A 20,760-nucleotide genomic window follows, 5' to 3' on the forward strand; every position below is an offset into this window, starting at 1 on the left:
GATGAATCCGCTGCGCATGATGGTACTGAGCCTCACGGGGGCATGCAATCTCGCATGTCGCTATTGCTACGCATCGGAGCAGGACGCGCGCACAATGTCATGGGACACGGCACGACGTGCCGTTGATCTTGCAGCGGAGGGCGGCGGTCCTTTCATCCTCCAGTTCTCGGGCGGTGAGCCGCTGCTCGCACTGCCGCTCCTCGTGCAGATTGCGGACTATATTCGCGGGAATCGCATACGGGCGCGCATGGATATTCAGACGAACGGGACGCTCATCTCCGATGAGGCTGCGGATGTTCTCTGCGATGCGGGAATTGGTGTCGGTGTCAGCCTCGACGGCAGACCCGATGTGCACGATGCGCTCCGACGTTTTCCAGACGGGCGCGGGACATCCTCTGCTGTGATTACGGGGATACAGCGCCTCACGGCGCGCGGGAAGGAGATTGGACTGACCACAGTCGTTACAGCTGAGAATGTGGCGGCGCTCCCCGGTGTCATTGAGATGGCATACTATCTCGGCAATGTGCGCATAGTTGGCTTTGACCTTCTGCGCGGACAGGGGCGCGGTGTCAGTGTGAGACCTGCGCGGGAGGAAGATGTTGCCCTTGCGATGGAGCGTGTCTTTGCACTGTGCAGGAAGCTCGAGCGGCTTACCGGTCGACACATTGTCATCGCACAGGCAGAGCAGGCATCATGCCTTGCCCAGCGCACGGACGGCGGATTCTCCCACTGTCATGCAATGAGCGGCGCGGGCGTTCATGTCGATGCGCTTGGGCGCATCTATGCGTGCTCCTCCTTTGTCGGCGATGAACGCTTTTTGCTCGGCGATGTCGCGCATGGCATTGATGCGCGTCGGCAGGAAGAACTGGCGCATGAAATGCAGCGGACAATGGCGTTTTGCTGCACCTGTACGGATTTCCTCCGCTGCGGCGGCGCGTGCTATGCGCGCATGACGGGAGAGCATGCCATCTGCACGGCGGAGTGCGCGCTTAAACGCGCGGCGATCAAGGAAGCCACATCTAATTAACAACAAGGACTACACGAATGAAAACGAAAGCAATATACCCGTTTACGGCGATTGTCGGACAGGAGGAGATGAAGACTGCGCTCCTCCTCAGTATCATCATGCCCACGCTTGGGGGCGTGCTGATTAAGGGGGAGAAGGGCACGGCGAAATCCACCGCCGTGCGTGCCGCTGCGGCGCTCCTGCCCTATCTTCACGCAGTGCGAGGCTGTGCCTGTCACTGCGATCCGTCCGTCCCCGAGCTCTACTGCGATGCCTGTTGCCGGCGCGCGGCGGAGGGATCGATCACCGCAGAGGAGATGCCGATGCGCGTGGTGGAACTTCCCGTCAGTGCGACCGAGGATCGCGTGGTCGGGACGCTCGACATGGAGGCGGCGATTCAGCACGGGCGCAAGGAGTTCGAGCCGGGCATTCTGGCGGCGGCGAACCGTAACATCCTCTATGTGGATGAGATCAATCTGCTCGAGGATCACATTGTGGACATTCTCCTCGACTCTGCAGCAATGGGCGTGAATACCGTCGAGCGCGAGGGGATTTCCTATGTGCATCCCGCGCGCTTCGTGCTCGTCGGTACGATGAATCCAGAGGAGGGGGATATTCGTCCGCAGCTGCTTGACCGCTTTGCGCTCTCGGTCACGGTTGCGGGGGAGGCTGCCCCTGAGACCCGCGTCGAGGTCATCCGTCGGCGAATCGCCTACGAGCGCGATCCCGATGCCTTTACCGCCGCTTACACAGGGGCGCAGGAGAAGCTGCGCGCGCAGATTATCGAAGCGCGTGACCGTATCGCCTCTGTGGAGGTGCCGGATGCCGCGCTTGATCTGGCGGCGCAGATCTCGCTTGCGCTTGGCGTCGACGGGCATCGTGCCGACATCACGCTCATCAAGGCGGGGATTGCACACGCCGCGCTCGTGGGGCGCACGACGGTCACGGCCGAGGACTTGCAGCGCGTGAGTCGCCTCGTTCTCGCGCATCGCCTGCGCCGTCGCCCCTTCGAGGAGGGGGCGGCCGATTGGAGCGCCGTGGATGAAATTCTTGGAGCGGCACTGTGAATACGCCGCATTTCCCGCTGACTGCTATTGTCGGGCAGGAGTCTGTAAAGCGTGCGCTCATGGCGGCACTCGTCAATCCGCGCGCGGGCGGTCTCCTGATCTCGGGCACGCGCGGCACGGCAAAGTCCGTACTCGTTCGTGCGGCGACTCCCTTTACGCAGACGGGGCGCATTGTGGAGCTCCCGCTCGGTGCGTCCGAGGATATGGTCTTCGGGACGATTGATGTGGAGGCGGCTCTGCAGCACGGCACGCGCCGTCTGCGTCGTGGGATTCTGCATCGTGCCCGCAATACCGTGCTCTACATGGACGAGGTCAATCTCCTGCGCGAGGATCTGCTTGCCGCCGTACTCCGCTGTGCGGCGGACGGACTGCTTCGCCTCGAGCGCGACGGGCTTTCGTATACCGAGGCCATTTCCTATACGCCGATCGGCACGATGGATCCCGCAGAGGGGGCACTTCGTCTTGCGCTCTTGGATTCCTTCGGCATGTTTGCGGCGATGGACGAGGAGCAGGATGCAGGCCTGCGGCGCGAGATCGTGGCGCGCGTTCTTGCCTACGAGCGCGACCCGCTGGCATTCTGTTCCGCCTATGCCGCGCAGGAGGCGGAACTTTTGGAGCAGATTCGCAATGCGCGCAATCGTCTGCCTGCAGTTGAGGCGCCGTCTGCGATCCTACATTTTGCAGCGGCATGTGTCCTGCGGGCGCGCTGTGCCGGAAATCATGCGGAGATTTATTTGATTGAGGCGGCGCGCGCCCTTGCGGCGCTTGCAGGACGGGACTATGTATTGCCCGCAGACGTGGAGGAGGCGGCGGCGTTTGTGCTCGTGCACCGCATGAGCCGCCCGCGTGAGGAGGAGCAGTCACACGTACCGCAGGAAAATCGTGAGGGCGATGATCTGCCCGATGTCTCCGCGCCCTCCTCGGCGGAGGCCGGGAGCGGAGCGGGGGCGTCGGAGACGCAGCAGGAGGGAGAGGACGCGGGTGCGTCCTCCGAGGAGATGCCGAGCGCCGATGATGAGCGTGTCGCTGCGCCGCTTGAAAATATCATGGCGAGCCTCTCACTCCTCCATATGAAGATGCGCGTGCAGGGCGGCAAGAGCGGCAGACGGGATATTGTGCAGCTGCGCACGGCGAGTGGACGGTGTCTGCGCACGGAGCTGCCGCATGGCGATGCGCATCCTGACCTCGCTCTCGCGGCAACCCTGCGCGCAGCTGCGCCGCATCAGTGCCGTCGAAGGGAAGCACAGGCGGTTGTGATCCGCACGGAGGATGTGCGCGTCTGGGTGCGTGCGCAGCGCTCGGCGGCAAACATCCTCTTCCTTGTCGATGCCAGCGGCTCGATGGGGGCACGCGAGCGCATGCGCACGGTCAAGGGCGCGATCCTCGCCCTCCTGCAGGAGGCGTATCAAAAGCGCGACCGCGTGGGGCTCATCGCCTTTCGGCGTGAGCGTGCGGAGACATTGCTGCCGATGACGCGCAGCGTGGAGCTTGCGGAGAAGCTGCTGCGCGACCTGCCGACGGGCGGGCGCACGCCGCTCGCCGAGGGGCTTGCCCATGCATGGAAGACCGTGCGCGAACTCGAGCATAGAGGTGCAGAGAAGACTGTGCTCATCCTGATTACGGATGGGCGTACAAATCCCGTGCGCAATGGGGGTGATGCCGTGCAGCGCGCGCTGCGTGCGGCGGAGGAGCTCGCGGGGACGGATGCGCTCACGCTTGTACTCGACACGGAGCGCGCCATGCCGCGCGTCGGCATTGCACCCGAGATCGCGCGGCGCATGAGGGCGCGCTATTACACCTTGGAGCAGCTGACGGCAGAGGGCGTGCTCGAGATTGTTCGCACATCGCGCAGAATGCAGGAGTAACCCTGCAGCAAAGGAGCAGAAGATGAAGATTGCAGTCTATACGAATATCCTGCGCGTTCGCGTGCTCGCACGCCGTTGCGCCGCACAGCTGAAAGATCCTGCGGTATCCGTGTGTCCAGCAGACGGGGTGGCTGACTGGGAGCAGGTGCGCGCGGAGGCGGATCTGCATCTCTTCCTCTGGATGGGGACGGGGCTGGACAATGCCTTTTTGAAAAAGGCTTCGCACTTCCTTCAGCAGCGCCGCATTCCGCATCTGATCGTCGTGGACAATGCAGAGCATGACAAGGTGAGCTGCGGCTTTTCCGAGGAGCAGATTCAGACGGCGTGGTCATACTTTCGTTATGACGGCGAGGAGAATATGCGGAATCTCTTCCTCTGGCTCGGCGCTGAGTTCGGACGTCTCCCTGTGCATGCGGAGCCGCCAGCTGCGCTCGCGTGGAACGGCGTCTATCATCCGGACTGGGTAGGGAATCCCGAGGATGCGGCGGGCTATCTCGCCGCGCACTACGATGCGGGGCGCCCGACCGTCGGCGTGATCTTCTACCGCTCGGAGTGGATTACGGGGGATTTCACCTATCATGCGGCACTCGTCCGCGCCATCGAGGCGGCGGGGATGAATGCGATCGCCGTCTTCTCGAACTCGTATCGGGACGAGCGCGTGGAGTCTCCGACGCTGATGGAGGCGATCGAGAAATATTTCTGCCCACGCGGGCAGTGCATTGTCGACGTGATCGTCAGCACGATGAAGTTCTCCATCAAGGCAGGTGGTACGCGCATCGAGGATCTCTGCGAACTCGGTGTCCCCATACTCGAGGCGTATACGGTGCTCGCGCCGAAGGAGGAGTGGGAGCGCTCTCCCGCAGGGCTCGACCCGATGGAGGTCTCGATGAGCGTCGCAATGCCCGAGTTCGACGGCGTGATTCACGCAGTCCCGCTTGCGGCGAAGGTGCGCGACGAGAGCGGAGAGGTCTGTTATGCCTCGCTTGAGGAGCGCATGGCACGGATTGCGGCAAAGGCGCGGAAATGGGCGGCGCTGCGCCGAAAATCGAATGCGGAGAAGAAAATTGCCGTCGTCTTTCATAACTATCCGCCGACGAATGCGAACATCGGCAGCGCGGCGGGGCTCGACTCGCCCGAGAGCGTGCTCCGCCTGCTGACGGCGATGCGGGCGGCGGGCTATGTGATCGACGAGATTCCCGAGAGCAGCAAGACTTTTATGAAGCTGCTGACGGATCACGCGACGAACGACCGCCACTTTATGAGTGCACAGCAGGCAAGAGATGCCGACGGACATCTGACGGCGGAGCAGTATCGCGCATTTTTCAAAGAGCTGCCCGACAGGGTGCGCGCACAGCTCGAAAAGGACTGGGGGGATGCGCCCGGCGATGTATTCAACTACGACGGAACGCTCCTCATCCCCGGCACGCTGAACGGCAATCTCTTCATCACGGTGCAGCCGCCGCGCGGCTTCGGCGAAGACCCCGGCAAGCTCCTCCACTCGCCTGATGCTGCGCCCACGCATCACTATATCGGGTACTATCACTGGCTGCGCGATATCTGGCGGGCGGACGCCGTCATCCACGTCGGGACGCATGGCTCTCTCGAGTGGCTGCCGGGCAAGGGGACGGGGCTCTCGAATGCCTGCTATCCCGATGTGTCGCTCGGCGATCTGCCCGACATCTATCCCTATTGGATCACGATTGTTGGGGAGGGGCTTCAGGCAAAGCGGCGTGGGGCAGCGTGTCTCATCAGCCACCTCTCGCCGCTGATGGAGCTGGCGGGCGGCTTTGAGGAACTGGGGGAGCTCGAGCAGGCGCTCGATGAATACGTCCACTTCCGCGCGTCCCAGCCCGACAATCTCGAGGCGGCAGAGGCACTTGTGCGCGAGAAGGCTGCCGCATGTCATTTCGAGGGGGAAATCGACGAAGGGGAGGATTTCTCCGATTACGCTGCTGCGCTTCACAACTATGTGACAGACATCAAGAACATGCAGATCCGCACGGGACTGCACATCCTCGGACGTGCGCCCGAGGGCGAGCGCCTCATCGACTTCGTGTGCGCCCTTGTTCGCATGGAACACGGCGGGGAGGCTTCGCTCGTACGCCTTATCGCCGCGCAGGCGGGCTATGACTATGAGGAGCTCTTGACACACAGCGAGCGCATGACGGCGGACGGCATGACCTACGGCAGGAAGCTCGATGCGATCGAGTCGGAGATGCGGGCAATCATTGCCTTTCTTGCGGAGCGTGATTATACGACGGAGGCTGCGGAGGCGGCGATGGCGCTGCCCGTTATCGCTGCTGCTCCGGCGGAGAGCCGTGCGGCGTTTTCGCATGCGCTGCGTGAGATTACAGAGAACATCGTTCCACGTCTGCAGAAAACGGAGCAGGAGATCACGGGAACGCTGCGGGCGCTCACGGGCAGATACATCGAGCCGAGCGCTGCGGGGGCGCCGACGACAAACGGCACCGATGTACTTCCGACGGGGCGGAATTTCTACGGGATTGACCCGCGCTGCATGCCGACACCTGCCGCATGGGAGTACGGACGGCAGCTGGGCGACGCCCTCATCGAGCAGTATATCAGCGACGAGGGGCGTTACCCCGAGGCGGTCGGCATCGTCTTCTGGGCGGGCTCGAATATGCGCAGTCACGGGCAGTGCATTGCCGAGCTCTTCTACCTCATGGGCGTGCGCCCCGTCTGGCGGCGTCCCTCGCAGCGCGTCGCGGGGCTCGAGATCATCCCGCTCGCAGAGCTGAAACGCCCGCGTATCGACGTGACGGCACGTATCAGCGGGCTGTTCCGCGATGCTGTTCCGAATGCCGTGCATTGGGTCGATGAGGCGGTGCGCATGGTGCGCGATCTCGACGAGAGCGATGAGGAGAACTATGTGCGCAAGCACGTTCTTGCAGATGCCACATGGCTCGAGGAGCAGGGCGAGGCACGGGAGAGTGCGTGGGAGCGTGCCTCCGTGCGCATCTTTGGCGATCCGCCGGGTGCATACGGTGCGGGCATCGGCGATCTCCTCGAGTCAAAGGCATGGGAGACGCTGGATGATCTGGCGGCGGTCTATACGCGCTTTTCCGGCACGGCATACGGCGGCGACGGCCTCGCACGCGGCTACGATCCCGAGGTTTTTCAGCGGCGGATGGCGGGGCTCGATGTCACGGTGAAGAACGAGGACACGCGCGAGACGCATATGTTCAGCTCGGACGACTACAACGCGTACCACGGCGGCATGATTGCAACCGTGCGAGCGCTGACGGGCAAGGCGCCGCGCTCCTACACGGGCGACTCGAGTGATCGTCAGCGCATTGTGCTGCGCAGCGTGGACGAGGAGGCGGCGCGCCTCTTTCGTGGAGAGGCAATGAATCCGAAGTTCATCGAGGGGATGAAGTCGCACGGCTACAAGGGTGCCTCTGACCTCGCGAACTACCTCGCACACAGCTATCAATGGGACGCGACAAGCGCCGTGATGAAGGACTGGATGTACGAGGGCTATGCGCGCAAATACGTGCTCGACGCGGGGATGCAGGAGTGGATGCAGGATGTCAATCCGTGGGCGCTTCACCGCATGGCGGAGACTCTGCTCGAGGCGCAGCAGCGCGGGTTCTGGAATGCCTCCGAGGAAACGCTCGCGGAGCTGCGCAGCCTCTATCTCTCCATCGAAGGCGATCTCGAAGAACGGGCGGAGGGCGCACAATGAAGATGAACACGATATGCACCGCTTTTCTTGCGGCGCTCCTTTCCATCCTGCTTCTCAGCGGCTGCATTGACCTCTCCCGGAATCAGGCGGGCGGCTACGAGGTCACGGATGTGGAGGGCACGGTCGTCAAAATCCCGCACAAGCCGCAGCGCATCCTGACGGTCAGTGCAGGCACGGACGAGCTGATGCTCGGCCTCGTCGAGCCGGAGCGCATGGCGGCGATCAATGAGTCGCTCGCCGATACGGAGCATACGAATATCCCGTGGGTGCGCGAAAGGATTCCGACGGTCATCGTTCGCAGTCCGTCCGTCGAGCAGATCGCGGCGCTGCGTCCCGATCTCGTCGTCGTGACGCCGTGGATGCCGCGCGAGAACATTGACGCGATCCGCGAGCTGAATGTGCCCGTTCTCGTCTGTAAGTCCGCCGCGACGATGGAGGACATTCACGGCAACATCCGCCTCTTTGCGGCGGCGGTCGGAGAGCCCGAGCGCGGGGAGAAGCTCATCGGCATGATGGAGGAAAAGCTCGCGGAGATTCGGGCAAAGGTGGCGGATGTGCCCGAGGAGAAGAAGCACAAGAGCATTGCGCTCATCTCAATCATGGTGAACTACGGCGGCGCGGGCTGCACATTCGACGAGCTCTGCCGCTACACGGATTCGATCAATGCCAAGGCTGCGGCGGGCAACCGCATGGGGCAGGAGATGACGAAGGAGCAGCTCGTCGCGGCGAATCCGGACTACCTCTTTTTCCCGAGCTATGAGGACGGGGCGACGAACGAGGAGAACTACGGACGGCAGTATCTCGAGGACCCCTCGCTCGCGCAGATGACTGCCGTGCGGGAGCGGCAGATCGGGCATCCGTGGGCGCGCTACGTCTACAATCTCTCGCAGAACATTGTGTATGGTATTCAGGAGACGGCGTGGATTCTCTACGGCGACGCGTTTCGGCAGTCGCGGCACGAGTTCCTCACCGCCGTGGAATAAGGTGGTACAATGAAGAAAATTGCGTTCTACGGCAAGGGCGGCATCGGCAAGTCCACCACGGCGGCGAATGTGTCCGCCGCATTCTCGCGCATGGGGCGGCGAGTCTGTCAGATCGGCTGCGATCCGAAGAACGACTCGACGCGCCTCCTGCTCGGGCGCATTGCGCCCTCCACGATCCTTGACCTTGAGCGCGAGAAAAAGGGGGCGGGGCTTACCTTGGACGACCTCGTGCACGAGGGATGGAACGGCGTGCGCTGTATCGAGGCGGGCGGCCCCGACCCCGGCGTCGGCTGCGCGGGGCGCGGCATCATCGTCTCGCTCGAGCGGCTGAAGGCACTGCACGCCTTTGACGATCTCGACGTCGTGCTCTACGACGTGCTCGGCGACGTGGTCTGCGGCGGTTTTGCCGTGCCCATACGCGAGGGCTATGCCGCAGAGATCTACATTGTCTCATCGGGTGAGCTCATGTCGCTCTATGCAGCGAACAATATCGCAAAGGGCGTGCAGCGCTTTGCCGCGCGCGGTGCGGTGAAGCTTGGCGGGATCATCGGCAACGGGCGGGACGTACTGCGCGAGCAGGAACTCCTCGCCGCCTTTGCTGATCGCATTGGCACGCAGCTCATCGCCTACATTCCGCGTTCGCGCAGCGTGCACGAGGCGGAGATTCATCGGCAGACGCTCATCGCCTACGCGCCGGAGTCGGAGCAGGCGCAGCACTACGTTGCGCTCGCACAGGCAATCGATACGAACGAGATGCTGACCGTGCCGACGCCGATGGAGTTCGAGGAGCTCGAGGAGCTGGTGGAGCGCTATGGGAATTGAGGTTAAGCGCGTCGGCATACGCCGCACAAACTGCAGCTGCAGCATGCCGGGCGTTTGGCGTGCGCTGTCCTTTGTGCGCGGCGCCGTCGTCATCTTTCACAGTCCGCGTCCGTGCGCGCACATCGCGCACGGCATGGACGTGAGCAGCTTTCACCGCCTGACTGCGGCGGGGACATCCGTGCGGCTTTCGCCCGTGCCGCTCCTGACGAGCGGGCTTGGGGAGAGTGAGGCGATCTTCGGCGGGGAGGAGCGGCTGCGCGAATGCATCCGCTTTGCCGTGGACAAATACCATCCGCAGGCCGTATTTATTGCAAACTCCTGCGTCAGCGGCGTGATCGGCGATGACACAAAGGCGATTGCCGAGGAGATGGAGGCGGAGCTCGGTCTGCCCATCACGGCGGTGTCGGCGCATGGATTTCTCGACGGCGAGTACTATGCGGGCTATCTCGATGCCGCGAGGGCGCTTGTCGACCGTTTCATGCAGCCCGCCGAGCGCAGGGAGGGCACGGTTGTCCTGCTTGGTGACTGCGGCGGCATGCATGGAGCATATGTGCGCGAGCTGCGGCGTCTGCTCTCCCTCCTCTCTCTGCGTGTTACGGCACAGTTCCCGTCCTACCTCAGCCTCGATGAGATGCAGGCGGTGCCGGAGGCGGGGCTCGTCATCCTGCTTGGGCGGCGTATGGACGACGAGAAACAGGCGCAGCTGATCGCACTCGCCGCGCACATGAAGGAGCGCTTCGGCACGCCGTATCTCGCCGATATCTATGCGGTCGGGGCGGAGGAGACGAAGCTCTGGCTGCGGCGTGTCGGTCTGCTCTGTCACCGTGAGGAAGAAGCGGAACATGCCATCGCAGCGGAGGAGGAAGCCTTTGCCGCCGCCGTGGAAAAGGTACGCACGGAGCTTGCGGGGCGCAGATGTGCGCTTGCCATCGGACGCGACCTCTCATGGTTCCAGCCGGAGATTGTCCTGCGTCTATTGAAGAAGGTTGGTATCATTTTGTCCGGCATCGTCCTGCTCGACTGCTTTCTACCTGCGCGACGTGAAGTGATGGAGGAGGAACTGCACCGCCGGACAGATGTCCCCATCCATCACGAGGGAGATGCTGCGGCAGAGGAATTACTGCACAGTGTGGACTTTGTCCTCACGACGCATGAGCTCGTCGATGCAAAGCTGCGCCAGCTCTTCCTCGCGCTCCTGCCATCGGTCGGCTGGTCGATGGAGCGGCGGCTGCTGGACGATATGCGGCAGATACTGCACCGACACGAGAGCAGGGGAGGGCTGATCTATGGGGGAGCGGGAAAAATCCTTCGACGATGTCTGCATGTATACCGACACCTGTGCGCTCGCGGGTGCGTCGGCGTTCTTCGCGGGGATCCGAGATGCCGTCATTGTGGTCAACGGTCCCCTCTGGTGCTATTACTTTGCCATGCGGCACATTGAGCACAGTCAGAGTACGATCTCGCATCGCATGGTCTGCACGCAGCTCGACAACGACGCGATTGTATTCGGTGCGGAGGAGTATCTGCAGGAAGCGCTTGCACCGTATGTGGAGCAGCCGCCCGCCCTGCTTGCGATTGTGAGCAGCTGTGCGGCGGGGCTGATTGGCGACGACATCGCGGCGATTGCGCGCGGGGCGGGGCTCGCCTGTCCCGTTGTCGCGCTCGACAGCAGCGGACTTGCAGGGAGCTTTGCCGACGGCTGGGATAAGGCGGCGCGTGCGGCGCTTCAGACGGTTCCTTTGGAGCGTACTGCGGCACAGTCTCATGCAGTCAATCTGATCGGGATGACGGATGCCTATTACAACGGCGCGAATGACGCGCGTGAGCTTGTGCGGCTCCTTCAAATCGCAGGCTATACGGTGAATGCTGTTCTCGGCAACGATATGAGTGCGGAAGACTTTCCGCATCTGACACAGGCGGCACTGAACATCGTTGTGCACGCAGAACTGGGGCGCGGCAGCGCGCAGCTGCTCGAAGAGATGTACGGTATGCCGTGGATTGCGCCGTTCCCGCCCTATGGGCGTGCGGGCACGCGGCACTGGATGCAGGAGATTGCAGATGTGTTGCCGTCACCGCACGCCGAGGCGGCGGAGACAGAGATTGACCGCGTCACGCGCGAGGATTTCCTGCGCATCAATGAGTGCAAGATGCTCTGGGGAGAGCTCCGCTATGACACGGCTGTCGTACGTGCGCCCGACTCCATGGCATGGGGGCTGGCGCAGGCATTGCGTACGGAGTGGGCAGACGTCTGCCATCTTGCCGTTGCGGCAGAAGCGGAGCGCGCAGAGGATGTCGCCCGTATCGCGGATGAAATTCTGGGCGAGACGGATGCCCTGCGCATACAGCAGCTGCTCGGCGAGATGGAGAACGGGCTCCTACTCGGCAGCAGCAACGAGTCCGCGCACATCCATCCGCAGCACGCTCAGTATCTGCCCGTTGCCTATCCCGCGCAGGACTTCCTGCGTCTGACAGACAGTCCCTTCATGGGACTGCGCGGCGCACGTCATATCGAGGAGCAGCTGTGGAACGGAAATATTCTGCGTCGAAAAATCTTGCTTTCATAGAGTTCGTCATCAATCATTTTGTGATATAATTCAAAGATGATTAATGGAAAGGAAGAACGCTCGTGATTCAGAAAAGAATTGCCCTGCTTTTCCTCTGCGTGCTCTGCGCCGTCCTCACCGCCTGCGGCGTACCGAATGCCGCAGAGGAAAAAACTGCGGCGTACACGGTCACGGACATCGAGGGCACCGAAGTCGCCTTCCCTGCGCCGCCGAAGCGTATCATCACGCTCTCGATGAGCACGGACGAAACGATGCTCGGGCTCGTCGAGCCGGAGCGCATGGCGGCGGTCAATACGCTGCTTGATGACCCCGTGAGCTCGAATGTGACGGGGCTCGTCAAGGCAATCCCGCAGCGCATCGGAAACCCAACCGTGGAGGAGATCATAGCGCTGCAGCCCGACCTCGTCGTCGTTCCGGACTGGGGCGACCTCACGATGGTGCCGTCTCTGCGCGAGGCGGGGCTGAAGGTTGTCGTCTGCAAGGGCGCCCGGAATCTCACGGAGATTCGCGAGACAGTCACGCTCCTCGCAGCGGCGGCAGGGGAACCGGAGCGCGGGCAGAAGCTGCTCTCCATGATGGATGCAAAGCTCGCGGAGATTCAGGACAAGGTTGCACAGATTCCGCAGACGGAGCGCAAGACCGTCGTCCTCATCTCGCTCATGAGCGGCTACGGTGGGCTTGGCAGCAGTTTCGACGAGGCATGCCGCTATGCAGGTGTCATCAATGGACGTGCGGAGCTCGGTATCCGTGATTTTCAGGTGATGACGAAGGAGCAGCTCGTGCAGATCGATCCCGACATTCTCTTTTTGCCGACGTACAACGACCACGGCAACTACGATGTGCAAAAATTCCGCAGGGAGTATCTGGACGATCCGTCCCTGCAGACGATGAAGGCAATCCGCACGAAGGCGTTCGCCGAGCCGTTCGAGGGATATATCTACAACTGCTCACAGGATTTTGCCTTCGGTGTTCAAGAGATTGCCTACCGTGTCTACGGCGATGCATTTAAGCAGTCCGAGCACGAGCATCTTTCGGCAGTCGAGTGATGAAGAGGGGAGGTTCCATTTGAGTGAAATGATCCGCGCGGAAGCACTCTATGCGGGCTACAACAGGAACGTCATCCTCGCAGATGTATCGTTCACCGTGCGCGCAGGTGAGATGGTCGGACTGATCGGGCCGAACGGCGCGGGCAAGAGCACCCTGCTCAAGACATTGCGCGGCATCCTCCCAAAGCTCTCCGGTTCTGCCGCACTCATGGGCGAGGATATCGAAGTACTCGAAGCAAAGGCATTTGCACGCCGTGCGGCATATTTGCAGCAGCATGTGGAGATGACGTTTGACTATACGGCGCGCGACATCGTGCTCGCGGGGCGCTATCCATATCTCTCGTGGTGGCGGCAGGAAAAGGCAGACGATCTTGCGATTGCCGAGGCATGCATGGCATATACAGGCGTCCTGGAGCTTGCGGAAAAGCCTCTGCACGCCATGTCGGGGGGACAGCGTCAGCGCGTTCTGCTCGCAAAGGTGCTTGCCCAGCAGACGCCAGTGCTCTTTCTCGATGAGCCGGCGACGGGGTTGGACATCATCTATCAGGAGGAGATCTTTTGGTTCTGCCGCGAGCTCTGTGCAGCGGGCAAGACTATCCTGCTCGTTGCGCATGAGCTGAGTCTTGCGGCACGCTTCTGCTCACGGCTTCTCCTCATCGGACGCGGCACGCTTCTTGCGGACGGCATTCCGCAGGAGGTGCTGACGGATGCGCTCCTGACCCGCGCGTATGGTGCACCCGTGCGCGTGGTGGAGAATCCCGTGACGCATCACGCAGAAGTCTATACGGAGGCAGAGGAGGGCGGGGCGGAGAAAGCTCAGCTGCTCTCCGTGATTCTTGGATCTGCAGATGAGAGGGGGGCGTTGCGGTGAAACGAATCTACGGTACACGGCTCTTTCTCTGCACGCTTGTCGGCACACTCCTCTTTGCTGTCGTGCTCTCCATGAGTTCGGGGCAGTATGACATCCCGATGGAGGCGGTCATCGCCTCCTTTGCTCATGCGGCAGGGCTGCCGATCCTCACAGATGTCGTTGTAACACCCGAGCAGGAGGCGGTGCTCTGGCACATCCGTCTGCCGCGCACGCTCGTCGGCATGATGGTCGGCGCGGGGCTTGGTGTCTCGGGCGCTGTCCTGCAGGGCATCTTCAGCAACCCGCTTGCCGATCCCGGCATCATCGGCGTGTCGAGCGGTGCCTCGGTCGGAGCCGTGCTCGCGATCGGCATCGGGGTGACGGCGGGCAGCGTGCTCTCTCTGCCCGCCTTTGCCTTTGCGGGCTCCATGCTTGCAGTGAGTCTTACTGTATCCCTGTCGATGCGGCACGGGCGCATTCCCGTCATGACACTCCTGCTCTCGGGCGTTGTTGTGGGCATGTTTCTCGCCGCGTGTACGGCGGCCATCCTCACGGTGATGAACGAGCAGAAGATGCAGCAGTATCTCTTCTGGACGATCGGCGGCCTTGACTACCGCCGCTGGGATCACGTGCTACTCGGCATCGGGCCGATCGGCATCGGTGCCTCCATCATGATACTCCTCGCGCGGCATCTCAATATGCTTGCGTTTGGTGAGGTGGAGGCACGCGCGGCAGGGATGCCTGTGACTGCATTCCGCCTGCTCTTCCTTGTACTTGCTTCACTCACAACGGCAGCGGGGGTCTGCATCAGCGGCAACATCGGCTTTGTGGGACTCGTCGTACCGCATATGATGCGGCTCGTCATCGGCCCCGATCATCGGAGGTTGCTTCCTGCGAGCCTCTTGGCGGGAGCGGTCTTCCTCGTGCTCTGTGATTCTCTCGGGCGCATTCTGCTCCCCGGCATGGAGATCCGCGTCGGCATTATGACCGCATTCATCGGCACACCCTACTTCCTGTATCTCTTGCGCAGGCACATGAAGGCGGCGATGTAAATGGAAGAGAATATGATCGAAAACGACGGGCAGAGGAAGGCGTTCGGACTTTCCCTCGGGCTGCATTTCATCCTCTTCCTGATTGCGGCGGCAATGGGGCTATTCTCTGCCGCAGAGCCAACCACTGTGCATCGTCCGCCGATCGACGTTTTCTTCTATGATGGGGGCGGAGATGCGGGCGGTTCGGCGGGTGATGATCTTGTGCCTGCCGCACCTGCTGTGAGCTTCCCCGATGACATCGTCTTACAGGATAAAACTGTCGTGCAGGAGGAACGGCAGGAGCAGCGTCCTGTGCAAAACGCATCGCGTGCCGTGCAGAGCAGAGTGACGGGTGCATCCACCGGTCAGGCAGCAGCGGAAAGCAATGGCGGCGGCAGCACTTCCTATGCCGGTGCAGGCAGTGCCTCCGGTGCAGGTACAGGCGGAGACGGTGGGGGCGCCTCCGGGCTCGGTGCCGCTCCGCCGAGAGAACGCGTCGAGGCGAGTCTGCGCGCAGAGGCACGGCCGGAGTATCCACAGGAGCTGATTGACGATGATGTCGAGGGGGCGGTCACGATCAAGATCCTCGTGGCGGCGGACGGCTCTGTCGAGGATGTCTCTGTTCTCTCGTCGTCGGGCTTCCGTGCAATGGACAGAGCGGCTGTTGCCGCAGGATGGCGATTCCAATTTAATCCAGGGGATAACGGGCGGCGAGGTGTTTGGACAAAGACCTTCCATTTTCAGTTGAATTAATTTTTTGGGGATGATTTCATGAAAATATGGGCTAAAAAATGGCTTGCGGCAGCAGTCGCACTCTCTGCGATGACAGGCGAGGTCTATGCAGCGGACGCAGTGAGCGAAGCCGCAGATGACACGATGCAGACCTACGACCTCGGTGAGGTTGTTGTGACGGCAACGCGCACGGAGAAGCGTGATGTCGATGTGCCCGCCGCGACCACGGTCATCACGGCAGAGGAGATCAAGGCGAGCGGTGCAGCGACGGCGGCGGATGCACTCGCAAAGGCTGACGGCTTTGTGTATAACTCCTTTGGACCGAATGGGGCAGCAATGGCGACGATGACCAATGAGCTGAATGTGCGCGGCATGAAGGGCAGCGTCCTCGTGCTCATGAACGGGAATCCGATTGCATGGCGTGGGAAATACAATCTCGACCAATTTCCTGCAAGCAGCATCGAGCGCATCGAGGTCGTGAAGGGGAGCGGTGCCGTCCTCTATGGCAGCGAGGCGGTCAGCGGCGTTGTCAACATCATTACAAAGAAGACGAGCACGAATGAGGTGCACGTCGGCTTTGGGAATTATGGTCAACGCAGTTACGGTGCGAGCGTCGGCGACGAGCGTTTCGGCTTCTACTACAATTACGATAAATGGGGGCAGAGGGACGGCATCAGCGACACAGAATATAGGCAGAGCAGCTTCTATGGAACCACGCGGACGGATATCAACGACATTATCAAGCGAAACACGGGGATGACCTATCATATCAATCCCCGTCTGGATTTCCAGCTTGGGTACTACGAAACAGAGGGGACATACAGCCGCTATATCACGTCGGTGGACAATACGCATACTGCCACTGCGGCTCAGCATATTCGTGCTGGGGAGCAGTATAATCGGCGCAAGTATGAGACAAAGCAGTATATCACTCAGCTGAATTACCATGACACGGACTGGAAGGGCAGCCTTTACTTCAATACGGGGACGCTCGAATATGAGGGTCTCGTTCATTTCAATGGGAATACAGGAGCGCGGACACCGAATAGCCCATACCATACGCGCGAGAAGAATGCGGCATATGGTGCAGATGTCCAGCGTACGTGGCAGCTTGGGTCAAAGGCGAACGCCATTGTGGGAATGCGGCTCGAACACGAAATGTATGCGGCTTTGCCGACGCCTGCAAGCACGAGGAATGAACGATATACGCGCAATAATTGGGCACTCTTTGGACAGTGGGAGCAGCAGTTTGACGAGCGGAACACTGGTATCTTTGGTCTGCGTGAGACGTGGACGACGGGGGCGATGCGCCGCCAGAACTACAACAACCTCAGTGCCTCGGCGCAGTGGCTGCACAAGCTCGATCAGGAGAGCAGCGTCTATCTGAACATCAGTCAGTCCTTTGTTATGCCGACCTTTGCGCAGATGTACAATGACAACGGTCGACAGCAGGCAGCGCCCGATCTGCGCCCGCAGAAGGGAATCAACTATGAAATTGGGTGGAAGAAGTATCACGGCGGACACATGTGGAAGGCATCGCTCTTCCATATGCGCGTCAGGGACAACATCACGGCAAAGATGACATCGAGGCGCGCCATGTATCAATATACGAATGAGGACTTCCGCAATACGGGACTGGAACTCTTGGGAGAGATACAGGGATTACACGGCTTCTCCTACAACTGGGGCGTGACATGGCAGAATCCGCAGACGAGGAGTACAAGTGCCAAGAAACAGTCACTCGGTTGGGAGCGCACCTTTGGAAAGATTCAGCTCACGGGTGGCGTACGCTATCAAAAGGATAAGTGGTCATCTTCTCTCACGGCATCCTATCTGGGCGGGCGTGTGCAGCAGCCGTCCTCAGAACCGGCATACCGCACGAAACCCTATCTGCTCACCACGTGGAATACGACTTACGCGCCCGATGAGAACAGTGAGATCAGCCTGCGAATTGACAATGTACTGGATCGCGATGACATCACATCGCATGCGGGAACGGAGTACTATACAGCGCCGATCAACTATCTCCTGAGCTATACCTATCGGTTCTGAGGCGGTCGAAATACGGCTAAAATGTTTTCGGAGGCGGAACGCCGTGCTTGAATTGATAAATCTCTCCAACGCAGACTGTGATGTGGAGAACCTGCTTCAAAATAATGCGGAGTCGCTTCCGTCCATCCTGCGCGAACATGGGCTGGACGGCATCGAGTTTATGCGTTGCGGAGCGTGGGATCGCAAGATGTACCCCGAGGATCTCATCAAGGGCGTGCATCTCCTGTTCTGGCCGTCGTGGCTGGATTTTTGGCGCGGGGATCGCGCGGCGCTCTTGGAGGAGTTCGGTAGCGAGGAGAATATCCGCGCCTGTTATGGCTCTCTGCATGTTGCCGATTGGGTGGAGGCGTGGAAGGAAAATCTGCGGCAGGCGGCAGAATGTACGCCGCATTATGTCGTCTTCCACGTTGCCCACAATCGCACGTCCGAGATGTATACGCGGACGTTTTCTGCGTCGGATGAGGATGTCATTCGTGCGACGATTGAACTTGTCAACGAGATTGCCATCGAAATCCCGCAGGGATGCAGACTCCTCTTTGAAAATCTATGGTGGCCGGGACTGACCTTCCGTCAGCCGTATCTTGCTGCGTTGCTGCTCGAGCAGGTGAACTATGCCGATACGGGCTTTATGCTGGATACGGGGCATCTGATGAACACAAACCTCAATCTGAAGAGCGAGGCGGAGGGGGCTGCCTATGTGCTGAAGGTCTATCGTGAACTCGGCGAGGTGGGCAGGCGCATCTATGGCGTTCATCTGCACCAATCACTCTCCGGCGTGTATACACGCGAGATGATGCGCCGCCATCAAGGCACGCATCGCTCCCTTAGCTGGAGAGAGGGGATGGACTATGTCCTGCACGTGGATCGGCATGAGCCATTTCGGACAGAGGCGGCACGGTGGATTTTGGACACAGTTCAGCCGGACTATCTCGTCCACGAGTTTTTGCAGCACTCGCGCGTGGACTTGGATCAGAAAATGCGCACACAGCGTTTTGCCTTGGGGTATTTGTAAATGCTTTTGTCTGTTGGAGTCCATGCCGACAGTGACATAAGAATGGATTCGTAGTAGGACGAAACTTTAGGAGGAGTTCAAGATGAAAAAGAGTATCCGTTTGGCTGTAACAGCGGCGCTCACCCTTGGCACATTGTCCGTGGGGTGGGGACAAACGTACGCCGCAGATCAGGATCTCAGTGCAGATGAGCATTCGCTCGGAGAGACCGTCGTCACGGCAACGCGAACGCCTAACAAAGAACTGAAGGCGAATGCAAATATTACGGTGATTACCGGAAAGGATATTGAGCGCCGTCACTATACCGATCTGACACAGGCTCTGCGCGATGTACCGGGCGTCACGGTCAACCAGTATGCTCCGGCGGGATATAATAACAGTAGTACAATATTTATTAATGGTTCGAAGGATGTTGTTCTTCTGATCGATGGGGTTCGGCAAAATTATGTAGGTGACCCGCTTGGAAGCACTGCGACAGCTCTTTCATCAATAATGAAGGATCTCGGGGGGATTGATCGCATCGAGGTGCTGCATGGCTCGGCGTCAACGCTCTACGGGTCGGATGCAAAGGGCGGTGTCATTAATATCATCACGAAGAAGGCGCAGGGGATGAAGACGACACTTGGCGTCGGCTATGGCAGCTATGGTCGTCAGCTTTACAGCATCACTAGCGAAGGTGCTGAGTCTGGATGGGATTGGCGCGTTAAGTACCAGAAAGACAAAAGCGGGGACTTCAAGGATGCGCACGGGAATAAGACCCCGTCAAAACTGGATGCGGACTCCGTTAGCGCACATGTTGGCAAACAGTTGAGCAAGGCGTCCTATCTTGGCTTGAATTTCCGCACCTATAAGGATAACAGCCAATACCAGGGGCTATGGGAATCCCTGAAATATGGCGATACGGATTATGCCGATACCAATTTGATTTGGAATGTGCAAGTTAATGACACTACGAATAATCAGATGAGTGTGTCTCGTACGAGTTATGAATATCGTCTTATTACAGAGCATAATAGGGCAGAAGATGAGAGTTGGAAGTTCAGCGATCAGTTTGATAAAAAAATTGGTGACCATCTACTGACAGTGGGACTTGACTTTACAAAAGATAAAGTCACCGCTGAGTCAGGAGGTGCGGTTGCCCCAGATGGTCGAACACTTATAAATCGCTCAGTTTACCTGCAAGACCAGTGGCAGATAATACCTTCGCTGAAGCTTACGGCAGGCATTCGACATGACAGCAATTCTGCATTCGGTAGTCACAATAGCCCGAGTGTCAGTCTCGGTTACGACATTGATCCGATGACGCATGCTTATGCTTCTTATAGTGCTTATTTCCTGCCCCCGACTCCCGGAAAACTTTACGGATTGTGGGGAGCCAACCCAAACCTTAAACCGGAGGTCGGCAACACAAAGGAAATTGGAATTGCACGGGACTTTGGAAGGGGGCTGAGTATAACTGCAAGTTATTTCAAACGCCATTCAGAGGACTGCATAAGGTGGGTAAACCTCGGAGGATGGACTGGACAGTATCGGAATGTTGGGGATGAGGACGCACATGGATGGTCACTCCAACTTGTGAAAAAAATAGATTCCCATGTACGTGCACGAATTGGTTATACCAAGACCCATGTTGATGCGGTGGGAACAGGGATGAAGAATAATGACGGATATTTGCCAGAGGATCAGTGGAATATCGGTGTGGATTACCGCAACCGGGATTTCGATTCCTCGCTCCTTGTCCGCGGCATTATCGGACGCCCGGGTCCTGTGAGCGGTGCATTCCCGACCAATAACTATTGGGTTGTCGATCTTGCAATGAACTATCAGGTTGCTGACGCGACAAAGATTTATCTCAAAGCGAACAATATCTTCAACCAGTTCTATGCCGAGCATTCCAATGTGAAATACGGAGCCCCCGAACAGTGGTGGACGGCGCCTGGCCGCAACTTCATGATCGGCGTTGAGCAGAGCTTCTAATTATCCGTCGAAACTTACAAAATGAGGGCAGCTGCATGTAAATTGATGT

At 59.8% G+C, this 20,760-nt stretch carries 15 protein-coding genes; all 15 read left to right on the top strand.

The annotated features are described in order from the left end of the window. Position 1: 1 nt before the first annotated feature. The 15 genes from H1B31_RS06405 to H1B31_RS06470 all read left to right on the top strand — a co-directional run bounded on the left by H1B31_RS06405 (position 2) and on the right by H1B31_RS06470 (position 20,711). Positions 2–1,027 (top strand): radical SAM/SPASM domain-containing protein, encoded by a 1,026-nt coding sequence (locus H1B31_RS06405; RefSeq protein WP_185981245.1) that lies wholly within the window; start codon positions 2–4, stop codon positions 1,025–1,027. 17 nt (positions 1,028–1,044) lie between these two features. Next, positions 1,045–2,073 carry a magnesium chelatase ATPase subunit I gene (locus H1B31_RS06410; RefSeq protein ID WP_185979729.1) on the top strand — a complete coding sequence of 343 codons (1,029 nt, stop codon included), beginning with the start codon at positions 1,045–1,047 and terminating at the stop codon, positions 2,071–2,073. Further along, positions 2,070–3,938 carry a VWA domain-containing protein gene (locus H1B31_RS06415; RefSeq protein ID WP_185979730.1) on the top strand — a complete coding sequence of 623 codons (1,869 nt, stop codon included), beginning with the start codon at positions 2,070–2,072 and terminating at the stop codon, positions 3,936–3,938. The genes H1B31_RS06410 and H1B31_RS06415 overlap by 4 nt, the downstream gene beginning before the upstream one ends. Before the next feature lie 22 nt (positions 3,939–3,960). Continuing rightward, positions 3,961–7,644 (top strand): cobaltochelatase subunit CobN, encoded by a 3,684-nt coding sequence (gene cobN / locus H1B31_RS06420; RefSeq protein ID WP_185979731.1) that lies wholly within the window; start codon positions 3,961–3,963, stop codon positions 7,642–7,644. Continuing rightward, the gene (locus H1B31_RS06425) at positions 7,641–8,627 is read left to right on the top strand and encodes an ABC transporter substrate-binding protein (protein ID WP_185979732.1); all 987 of its coding nucleotides are present in this window, start codon (positions 7,641–7,643) and stop codon (positions 8,625–8,627) included. The genes cobN and H1B31_RS06425 overlap by 4 nt, the downstream gene beginning before the upstream one ends. A gap of 9 nt (positions 8,628–8,636) precedes the next feature. Then, on the top strand, positions 8,637–9,449 hold the full coding sequence (locus tag H1B31_RS06430; protein ID WP_185979733.1) for a nucleotide-binding protein: 813 nt from the start codon (positions 8,637–8,639) through the stop codon (positions 9,447–9,449). After that, positions 9,439–10,890: a nitrogenase component 1 gene (locus H1B31_RS06435; RefSeq protein ID WP_185979734.1), complete on the top strand. Its 1,452-nt coding sequence runs from the start codon at positions 9,439–9,441 to the stop codon at positions 10,888–10,890. Before H1B31_RS06430 ends, H1B31_RS06435 begins: the two co-directional genes overlap by 11 nt. Further along, entirely contained in the window at positions 10,772–12,013 is a 1,242-nt protein-coding gene (locus H1B31_RS11455) for a nitrogenase component 1 (protein WP_226372161.1), read from the top strand. Before H1B31_RS06435 ends, H1B31_RS11455 begins: the two co-directional genes overlap by 119 nt. 62 nt (positions 12,014–12,075) lie before the next feature. Continuing rightward, positions 12,076–13,059, top strand: coding sequence for an ABC transporter substrate-binding protein (locus tag H1B31_RS06440; RefSeq protein ID WP_185979735.1), 984 nt, complete (start codon positions 12,076–12,078; stop codon positions 13,057–13,059). Positions 13,060–13,087: 28 nt separating this feature from the next. Then, complete coding sequence (locus H1B31_RS06445) at positions 13,088–13,930, top strand: ABC transporter ATP-binding protein (protein ID WP_185981246.1); 843 nt, start codon at positions 13,088–13,090, stop codon at positions 13,928–13,930. After that, positions 13,927–14,961 carry a FecCD family ABC transporter permease gene (locus H1B31_RS06450; protein WP_185979736.1) on the top strand — a complete coding sequence of 345 codons (1,035 nt, stop codon included), beginning with the start codon at positions 13,927–13,929 and terminating at the stop codon, positions 14,959–14,961. Before H1B31_RS06445 ends, H1B31_RS06450 begins: the two co-directional genes overlap by 4 nt. Further along, positions 14,962–15,693 carry an energy transducer TonB gene (locus H1B31_RS06455; RefSeq protein WP_185979737.1) on the top strand — a complete coding sequence of 244 codons (732 nt, stop codon included), beginning with the start codon at positions 14,962–14,964 and terminating at the stop codon, positions 15,691–15,693. 18 nt (positions 15,694–15,711) lie between these two features. After that, complete coding sequence (locus H1B31_RS06460; RefSeq protein ID WP_185979738.1) at positions 15,712–17,724, top strand: TonB-dependent receptor plug domain-containing protein; 2,013 nt, start codon at positions 15,712–15,714, stop codon at positions 17,722–17,724. A gap of 43 nt (positions 17,725–17,767) precedes the next feature. Then, on the top strand, positions 17,768–18,736 hold the full coding sequence (locus tag H1B31_RS06465) for a TIM barrel protein (RefSeq protein ID WP_185979739.1): 969 nt from the start codon (positions 17,768–17,770) through the stop codon (positions 18,734–18,736). Positions 18,737–18,818: 82 nt separating this feature from the next. Then, entirely contained in the window at positions 18,819–20,711 is a 1,893-nt protein-coding gene (locus tag H1B31_RS06470; RefSeq protein WP_185979740.1) for a TonB-dependent receptor plug domain-containing protein, read from the top strand. The last annotated feature ends 49 nt before the right edge of the window (positions 20,712–20,760 follow it).

Origin of the sequence: Selenomonas timonae, from assembly GCF_014250475.1 — a bacterium.
GTDB classification, from domain to species: Bacteria; Bacillota; Negativicutes; order Selenomonadales; family Selenomonadaceae; genus Centipeda; species Centipeda timonae.